The 8,538-nt window shown below is 70.4% G+C and carries 7 protein-coding genes; 2 read left to right on the top strand and 5 right to left on the bottom strand.

Annotation, left to right across the window (positions count from 1 at the left end; genetic code table 11):
- On the bottom strand, positions 1-1,382 hold a 1,382-nt coding region (locus tag AB0310_RS02300; protein WP_522727327.1), incomplete at its 3' end, for an LGFP repeat-containing protein.
- Between the two features lie 101 nt (positions 1,383-1,483).
- Positions 1,484-2,557 (bottom strand): glycosyltransferase, encoded by a 1,074-nt coding sequence (locus AB0310_RS02295; protein ID WP_366236502.1) that lies wholly within the window; start codon positions 2,555-2,557, stop codon positions 1,484-1,486.
- Between the two features lie 122 nt (positions 2,558-2,679).
- Between AB0310_RS02295 and AB0310_RS02290 the strand changes: the two genes are divergently transcribed.
- Together AB0310_RS02290 and AB0310_RS02285 are read left to right on the top strand one after the other, a co-directional pair.
- Positions 2,680-4,443, top strand: coding sequence for a DUF4012 domain-containing protein (locus AB0310_RS02290; protein ID WP_366236501.1), 1,764 nt, complete (start codon positions 2,680-2,682; stop codon positions 4,441-4,443).
- A gap of 142 nt (positions 4,444-4,585) precedes the next feature.
- The gene (locus AB0310_RS02285) at positions 4,586-5,152 is read left to right on the top strand and encodes an LAVTG motif-containing sortase-dependent surface protein (protein WP_085607080.1); all 567 of its coding nucleotides are present in this window, start codon (positions 4,586-4,588) and stop codon (positions 5,150-5,152) included.
- A gap of 176 nt (positions 5,153-5,328) precedes the next feature.
- Here the strand turns inward: AB0310_RS02285 and AB0310_RS02280 are convergent, their stop codons facing one another.
- From AB0310_RS02280 to AB0310_RS02270, 3 genes are all read right to left on the bottom strand, one after another.
- Positions 5,329-6,783 carry an LCP family protein gene (locus tag AB0310_RS02280; RefSeq protein ID WP_366236500.1) on the bottom strand — a complete coding sequence of 485 codons (1,455 nt, stop codon included), beginning with the start codon at positions 6,781-6,783 and terminating at the stop codon, positions 5,329-5,331.
- Positions 6,780-7,247, bottom strand: a complete 468-nt coding sequence (gene purE, locus AB0310_RS02275) for a 5-(carboxyamino)imidazole ribonucleotide mutase (RefSeq protein ID WP_259953271.1) — start codon at positions 7,245-7,247, stop codon at positions 6,780-6,782. Before purE ends, AB0310_RS02280 begins: the two co-directional genes overlap by 4 nt.
- Positions 7,248-7,371: 124 nt before the next feature.
- Positions 7,372-8,496 (bottom strand): 5-(carboxyamino)imidazole ribonucleotide synthase, encoded by a 1,125-nt coding sequence (locus tag AB0310_RS02270; RefSeq protein ID WP_259953161.1) that lies wholly within the window; start codon positions 8,494-8,496, stop codon positions 7,372-7,374.
- Positions 8,497-8,538 lie beyond the last annotated feature (42 nt).

The raw sequence follows: 8,538 nt of genomic DNA, 5'->3' as shown, positions 1-8,538 counted from the left end.
TTCCCCTTCTGATAACCGATCGAGCCGCCCTGGAACGCCTGCACACACGACGTCGCCGAGCACGTCTCCACACCCGCCGGCCACCCGAGCTTGCCACGCAACCATCCCGCCTTGCTGTACGCGGTCATGATCGTGTTCGACGACGCGAACGTCCCCGCCACCGACGAATGAACCCACCCGGCGTCGAACTGCTGCGCGGTCCCGCCACCGTTCGGGTCCGTGACAGCCGTGGGCGTGGTCTTCGGGTATCCGAGCTTTCCCCCGAGACCGCCCTGAGCCGTGTACTCCTTATACACCTCACCGTAGACCTGTCGCGCGCCGAGCGCCTTCGTCCAGGTGATGATGCCGTTGACGTACGTCACGGTGCACCGCGCGGTCGTTGCCGTACAGGCCGGAGTCGTCTTCGCGGCGCCGAGAACGCCGGTCGCCCCGCCGAGCGAGGTGTGCAGGCGACGGATGTCGCCGAGCGGGTCCACCACCGGCTTCTGGGTCGAGCCGAACCAGTCCGTGAAGTAGTTGTAGAAGTTCCGGTTACCGTACGCGGAGCACCCGTCACCCTTTCCGTAGCCGGCCCGCAGCGCTGCGGCGTTCGGCTGGTACGGCGTGTAGTAGTACAGCGCGGACGTCGCCTTGTTCGCGACGTAGACCGGCGAGGATCCGCAGGAGCTGTTGGGGTTGTAGAGGATGTTCCAGGTGCGCCCCGGCGCGTACCACTGGAACCACTTGCCCTCCATGTAGATCTGCATCTGGCGCGCGGCACCGTAGATCTGGTGGAAGAAGCCGATGTAGTTCGGGTCGCACGGCGCGGTGTCCGGGCAGCCCTGCCCGAGCGCGATCCGGTACCGCCAGGCGCTCGGCCAGGTGTGGGTCACGAGCCCCTGCTCCTTCTGGAGCATGACGATGAGCACCTGCGGGTTGATGTTGCAGGCCTGGGCCACGCGATAGATGATGCGCGCAGCGGACTCGTTCGCAGCACCGGAGTATCCGCTGCAGTACTGGTCCCCCGGACGGGTGACCGTGTTCATGCGGAAGTCCTTGAGACAGACGATCGGCTCGTTGTTCTCGTCCCGTCCGCCGAGGCAGCGAGAGACCTTGCTGTTGAAGAAGGTCTGGATCTGCGCTTCGGTCATCGTGCTCTTGTTGGTGAACACGGCGTCGCTGATGATGTTGCCCGGCGTGAACCCGACCAGAGTGGTCTTGGCCAGCCCGGTCTGCGCGGGATCGGCGGCGGTACGCGCGACGGTCGGTGCGACGGAGGTCGCGGCGGAGGCGGCGGTGGCGGGGACCACCGTGCCGATCACCAGGGCGGAGGCAGCGAGGAAACAGGTGAGAAGGCGGGTGACCTTCGTGGTGTTTCGAGAGCGTGGGGCACGTCGAGACATGTGACCAGTGTGACGGAAGTTGCGGGATGATGCCACTGTTGCCACAGAAATGCGATCAGCTCTCGGCGTGTCGCGCCGATGCGAAGCTGGCGTTCAGGTGATCAGAGGTCCGCGTGCAGACTCCACACGCGCTCCGCCGAACTCGCCCAGGAGAACGCCCGCGACCGGTCGGCGGCGAGCACGCGCAGGCGCTCCCTCCCTGTCGTCGCCGCGTCCTCCACGGCCTCCGGCAGAGCACTCTCGCTGACCACCGCTCCCCCGTCGGCGAGGACGTCGTGATGACACCCGGACTCCACGGCGACCACGGGGACGCCGAGCGACATCGCCTCCACGGCACGCCACGGCCATCCGGAGACGGCATCGGTCGACACGAAGACGCGCGCCCCGGCGACGACGGCGGCGCGATCCGAGACCTCGAGCGTCCCCCGGATGTGCGCGCGCCGCTCGGGCAGCCCGGCGGCGGCGGCGATCTCGGCGATTCGCGGTTCCGCCCCCTCGGCCGCTCCGATCACCACGGCGTCGAGGTTCGCCGCGACGGCGCCGCGGAAACCGGCGGCCAGCGCGTCCTCCGGCCCGGAGAGGACGAGGTAGTCCGCGGGGACACCGAGGTCGTCCCGACGCGAGGCGACGTCCGCGGGACGCCGGAGGTCCTGAGGTGGCGCGCCGGCGATCACGCGGATGCGGTCACCGAGCTTCGCGAGACCGGACAGGCGCTCCGCCATGGAGTGGGACGGAACGACCACGGCATCTGCGTGTTTCACGGCACGTCGGAGCATGCCTCGTTGCCAGGCGACGGCGCCGCGCGACAGCTGAGACGGCGCCTCCCAGGCCCGCAGGTCCCACAGCGTGACGGTGGTCTGATCGTTGTCGTGCACCCGGTCGTGGCGGACCAGTGGGGCGAGCAGCGTCGGCGCGTGGATGAGGCCGCCGCCGACGCCAGGGGCGATACCGAGTTGCCAGGACGCGGCGAGCTCGCGGCGTCCGACCGCGAGGGCGCGCACCTCTCCGATGCCGCGCAGGTCGACGTCCGCCCCCGACGGCACGATCGCATCGACCGTGCAGTTCGGCGGCGCCGTCTGGACGAGCCCGGCGGCGAGATCTCGCGATGCCGCCGCCTGATCGGGGTCGACGACGTGCACGAGCTGATCCAGAACAACACGCAGTCGAGCACCCATGCGATCAGGCTAACCGCGGGATGCCGACGACCCCGGGAGCGCATCACCTGTCCGCACCGCTACTCAGCGTTCCCACAGCATCGGGAGCGCGGCAGGCAGCTTCGCCGTGCTTGAATGCCAGGGTGAGCGATGGTCGCCTTCCCGTCCGCCGCCGATGGGTCGGGTGGACCGTCGGCCTCGTCCTCGTGTTCCTCGTCCTCGCGCTGGGCTGGGTCACGGTGCGCGGCATCGGCGCGGTCGACAACCTCCAGCAGATCGCGAAAGCGACCAGTCAGCTCAAGCAGTCCATCGCCGACGGCGATCTCGACGGAGCAGCCCCGATCGCCGACCGCATCTCCCGCAACGCGGAGTCGGCCCGGTCGCTGACCGGGGACCCGATCTGGCAGGCGTTCGGTGTGCTGCCCTGGATCGGCCCGAACTTCCGCGCGGTGAGCGACGTCGCCGAGATCGCCGACGATGTCTCCACTGACGCCCTCGGTCCGCTGCTCGACGTCGCCGACGACGTCGACCTCACGAGCCTCGGCTTCGCGGGCGGGGCGATCGACCTCGCCCCTTTCGCGACCGTCGAGAAGCCACTCGGCACCGCGAGCTCGGCCTTGGCTGCCGCGGAGGAGCGGGCGCGGCGCATCGATGCCGACGCCACCCTCCCCCCTCTGGCCGACGCCGTCCGGGAGATGCGCGGGGCCGTCACCCAGGCTGCGACGGCCGTCGGCGCGCTGCACGGCGCCTCCGTCCTGCTGCCGACCATGCTCGGGGGTGAGGGCCCGCGCACCTACGTGCTCGCGATGCAGAACAACGCCGAGCTGCGGTCATCGGGCGGCATCATCGGATCGATCGCGCTCCTGCGCGCGGAGAACGGCAAGGTCACGCTGCAGCGGCAGGCGTCGACGCGCGACTTCCCCCCGCTGGACACGGCGCTCCCGCTCAGCGACAGCACCGTCGCGCTCTTCGAGGACCGCCCCGGCCGCTATCTGCAGAACATCACCAGCATCCCCGATTTCCGGGAGGCCGGGCAGACCATCGCCGCCCGGTGGGAAGGGCGGTACGGGGGAAAGGTCGACGGGGTGATCGCGGTGGACGCCGTGGTGGCCGCGCACCTCATGCGGGCCACCGGAGACCTGTCCTTCGGGCCGTTCACGGCGACCGCGGAGACCGTGACCGACCTGCTCCTCTCCGAGATCTACGCAGCGATCCCCGATCCCGCGGCTCAGGACGCGATCTTCGCTCAGGCCGCCGGCGGACTGTTCTCGGCTGCTCTGTCCCATGCCGAGCCGCAGGCCCTCGTCCGCGCGCTCGCCGACGCCGCCGGCGAAGGCCGCATCCGGATCTGGAGCGCGCATGAGGCGGAGGAGTCGCTCCTCGCCGCCAGCGCGCTCGGCGGCGCCATGCCGCAGGATGACGAGGACGCCGCGGTGGTCGGCGTCCTGATGAACGACGGCACCGGCGGGAAGATGGACTATTACACCCGCGCGTCCATCGCGACGGCGGTGGGCACCTGCGCAGGGGTGCCGACGACCCAGGTGCGCGTCACGTGGTCGAACACGGCCCCCGCCGACGCCGCCACCTCCCTGCCCCCGTACGTCACCGGCGACGGCGTGTACGGCGTGCCGGCCGGCAGCGTGCGCACCCTGATCGCCGTCTACGGTCCGGAAGGTGCCCTGCCGTCGCACATCGACCGGGACGGCACGGAGGAGGGCGTGCAGACGACCACCATCGGCGATCGCTCCGTGGTGCAGCACGAGGTGCTCCTCGCCCCTGGCGCCTCCACCACGATCACCGTGGAGTTCCAGGGCGACGGCGCCGGAGCGCGCCTCACCGAGGTGCAGCACACCCCGTTGATCGTCGGCCCGAAGCTGACCCGCGACACCCTGCAGTGCGGCTCGTGACAATCGCCGACGGATGAGGTACTGTCATCTCACTGGGGAATAACCGGGGTCCGTGAACCTGCCGTGGGGGCAGAGGGCCTCGCGCAGTCGGACGCAGGGGTGTGTCCGGAGGCGATTCCGCGTGAAATTCTGGGGAGAAATCATGCTGAAGAAACTGGCTGCCATCAGCCTTACCGCTGGCGCGCTCATCCTGGCCGCGCCGACCGTCGCCTCTGCGGCGCCGAGCGACTCCTATCCCTCGCCTCCGGGCGCGAAGGTGGGCGACGCGATCATCGACACCTGTGAGGTCTCGACCGTCGCCTTCGGCGCCGGGTACTTCGAGCCGTCCGAAACCGTCGGCGTGTCCGTCTCGGGGCAGAACGCCGGCGCCGCCGCCATCTCGGGCAACACCGCCGCATCCGACGGCAGCCTGACGGTCACGTTCCGCCCGCCCTCCGACGGCCAGGGCTCCTACGCCCTCGACTTCGCCGGTTCCCGGGCCTACACCGCCACGGTGACGGTGTCGCACGGGAACGCCGCTGCCTCGAGCTGCGATCACGATCCCGGCACCGCCGCGCCCGCCGGGACCGAGCTTCCGCTCACCGGCGGCACGGAGCTCGCCCTCACCGGTGGATCGGTTTCGCCCTGGATCATCGGCGGCGGGGCAGTCGCTCTGGTCGCCGGTGGTGGCCTCGTCGCCGTCGGAGCCGCGCGCCGCAAGCGCGCCTGAGTCGCGCGCCGCACGCGCGCCTGAGCCAGGTCGCCGCCTTGCGCGGTGGCCGGCTGGACGACGGTGATCCCTCCCCCTCCGATCACCGTCGTCTGGCGAATCCGGTCATGCACCGGACGGCCCACGGGCGATGTTCCCGGGAACATCGCCCGTGGGCTGCGTCGTTCCCTGCGGACTCACGGGGCGGGGGTAGGGGTCTCCGTCGGCGGATGCAGTTTCTGCTGCATGAGCTCGTGGATGAAGTCGTAGTTCGGGTCGAACTCGTCGACACCGTTCTCCGGCGTCAGTTCGACCGTCTGGACCGGCTGCTCCTTGGCCTTGAGCATGAGATCGAAGAACTCCGGCAGCTTGCCCTGCGGAAGATCCGTGTCGATGAGCGCCGTGCCCGCGGCAGCCACCTCGTTGAAACGCGTGAGCACGGTCTGCGGCGTGAACTGGGCGAGGATCGCCTCCTGCAGCTCGCGCTGCCGCTTCATGCGGTCCCAGTCGCTGGTCGTGTACCGCGAGCGGGCGTACCACTGCGCGGTGTCGCCATCCATGTGCTGCTGCCCGGGCTCGATCCACCCGATCGCCCACTCGTTCACGTCGGTCCCGGACCACCCCTCGGGCGGACCGCCCTTGGGGAGGCGCTCGGTGACGGCGATGTCCACGCCGCCGAGGGCGTCCACGAGGTCGGCGAAGCCGTGCATGTCGACGAACACGTAGTACGGGATCTCGATGCCGAGCACGCCCTCCGCGGCGTCCTTGGTCGCCTCGATGCCCGGTGCCGAGCCCGTGGCGTCCGCGTCCGGATAGAGCCCGGTCCCCTTGTCCTCCCGGCACACCTCCGCGGCGTTGCGCACATGGTTCATCCAGCCGTTCCAGCCGCAGGTGGACGAGCCCTGTCCCTGGAAGCCGTCGGGATACAGCTCCTGCATCGGGCTGCCGTCGCTGAACGGCGCATGCGGGAGCTCACGGGGGATGCCGGTGATGGTGACCGCGCCGGTCTCGGCATTGACGGAGACGACGGAGATGCTGTCGAACCGCATCGAGTCGCGACCGTCTCCACTGTCCGCGCCGAGCAGCAGGATGTTGTAGTAGCCGTCGCTGGGCGGCAGGCTCGGCCCGCTCTGCCCGAAGATGGCCCCGACGCTGCCCCGCACCGAGCCCACCGCCGTGGCCGCGTACCCGGTCATGCCGCCGACCAGCCCCAACAGGAGGAGGGCGACGACCGGGAGGACGAAGCGCGACGGCGCGGGGACCTTGACCAGACGGACGAGCCGGAGCGTGTCGAAGGTGAGGACGATCCAGAGCACCACGACACCCACGAGCAGCACCTGCACGAGGGTGAGCAGCACCGCCGACACGAAGCCACCGCCGATCGTGAGCCAGAGGAAGACGGGGCGCGCGAAGAGGGCGAGGGCGAGGGCGACGACGGCCAGGACCCACGTCGTCAGCGTGACGCCGAGTCCGAACCTGCCCAGGCGGCGATTGCCCGCGAGCACCTGCGCGGAGCCCGGGATGAGGAGGTTGAGCCCGACGAGCCACCAGGCGCGCTTCGACATGAGGCCCGGATCGGCCGGGTCCGGGTGTCGCAGCGGCCGCGTCTCGATGAGCGGACGTCGTGTCGCGCGCGGGGGCGCAAGGGTCACAGCGAGCCCTTCAGCCGATCGTTCTTCTCCTCGACCTGCGCCTCGAGGTCGGCGGCGTAGGCCTCGACGCGGTCCGCCAGATCGTCGTCCGCGGCAGCGAGGATCCGGGCCGCGAGCAGGCCGGCGTTGCGCGCGCCGCCGATCGACACCGTCGCGACCGGGATACCCGCGGGCATCTGCACGATCGACAGCAGGGAGTCCATGCCGTCCAGGTACGCGAGCGGCACGGGGACGCCGATGACCGGGAGCGCCGTCATCGACGCGAGCATGCCGGGCAGGTGGGCGGCACCGCCGGCGCCCGCGATGATGACGCGCAGGCCACGAGACCGCGCCTCACGCGCGTACGACATGAGCTTGTCCGGCGTACGGTGGGCCGAGACCACCTCGACCTCGTGAGGGACCCCGAAGTCGGTGAGCGCTTGGGACGCGTCGCTCATGACGCGCCAGTCGGAGTCGGATCCCATGACGACGCCGACCAGAGGAGCGGCGGAGGAGTGCAGTGGCTCGGTCACCAGATCAGGCTACGGTCTCGCGCTGGGAGAACCCCCGAGCGGCACACGTCTTTTCCGTGTGCCGCCGCGGGAATCCTCAGGCGAAGGCCGCTGCGGCGGCCCTGGCCTCGTACACCGCGTCGTCGAGGTCGTCCCCGGCGACGTTCACGTGCCCCACCTTGCGGCCGGGCCGCGGCGCCTTGCCGTACGTGTGGATCTTGGCATCGGGGTGCGCGGTCATCGCCGCCTCGAAACGGTCTCCGAGAGTGCCGTCCGTCGGGCCGCCGAGGATGTTCACCATGACCGACCAGGCCGCGCGGGGCTGGGTGTTCCCCAGTGGCAGATCCGCCACGGCACGCAGATGCTGCTCGAACTGTCCGGTGACGGCTCCGTCCTGGCTCCAATGTCCGCTGTTGTGCGGTCGCATGGCGAGCTCGTTCACGAGGATGCGCTCGTCGTCCGTCTCGAAGAGCTCGACCGCGAGCATCCCGGTCACGCCCAGGCCCTCCGCGATACGACGGCCGATGTCCTCAGCGACCTCGGCGAGACGCTCGGTCGCCGCGGGCGCCGGGGCGATCACCTCGGCGCAGACGCCGTCGCGCTGCACCGTCTCGACGACCGGATACGGGATCATCTCTCCCCCGGGTCGGCGTGCGACCTGCTGGGCGAGCTCGCGGACGAAGGGGACGAGCTCCTCGACGAGCAGGGCGTCAGAGCCCTGCAGCGCATCGAGCCAGTCCTGCGCTTCGGCGCCCGAGCGCACGACCCGCACACCCTTGCCGTCGTACCCGCCCCGCGGCGTCTTGACCACCGCGGCACCGTCGTGCTCGTCGAGGAAGCGCTGCAGGTCGTCAGCGGAGCGGACCGGAGCCCACTCGGGCTGCGGCACGCCGAGCTCCGCCAGCCGGGAGCGCATGACGAGCTTGTCCTGGGCGAACTGGAGCGCATCCGGGCCGGGGTGCACGGCGACGCCCTCGGCGACGAGAGCGCGGAGCACGTCCTGCGGCACATGCTCGTGGTCGAACGTGATGACGTCGACGTCGGCGGCGAAGGCACGCACGGTCTCGAGGTCACGGTAGTCACCCACCGCTGTGGCGGCGAGGCCCGCGGCCATACCCTCCTCTTCGGCGAGCACCCGCAGATCGAGACCGAGCTCGACCGCCGGAGCGATCATCATCCGTGCCAGCTGTCCTCCGCCGATCACGCCCACGCGCAGCGCCATGTGCCGCCTCCATTCGTCATGCCCATTCTTCCGCACGCGCGA

This window comes from Microbacterium meiriae (assembly GCF_040702565.1).
Lineage (GTDB): Bacteria > Actinomycetota > Actinomycetes > Actinomycetales > Microbacteriaceae > Microbacterium > Microbacterium meiriae.
Note: the sequence above shows the minus strand (reverse complement) of the source record. Positions and strands in the feature narration are given on the sequence as shown.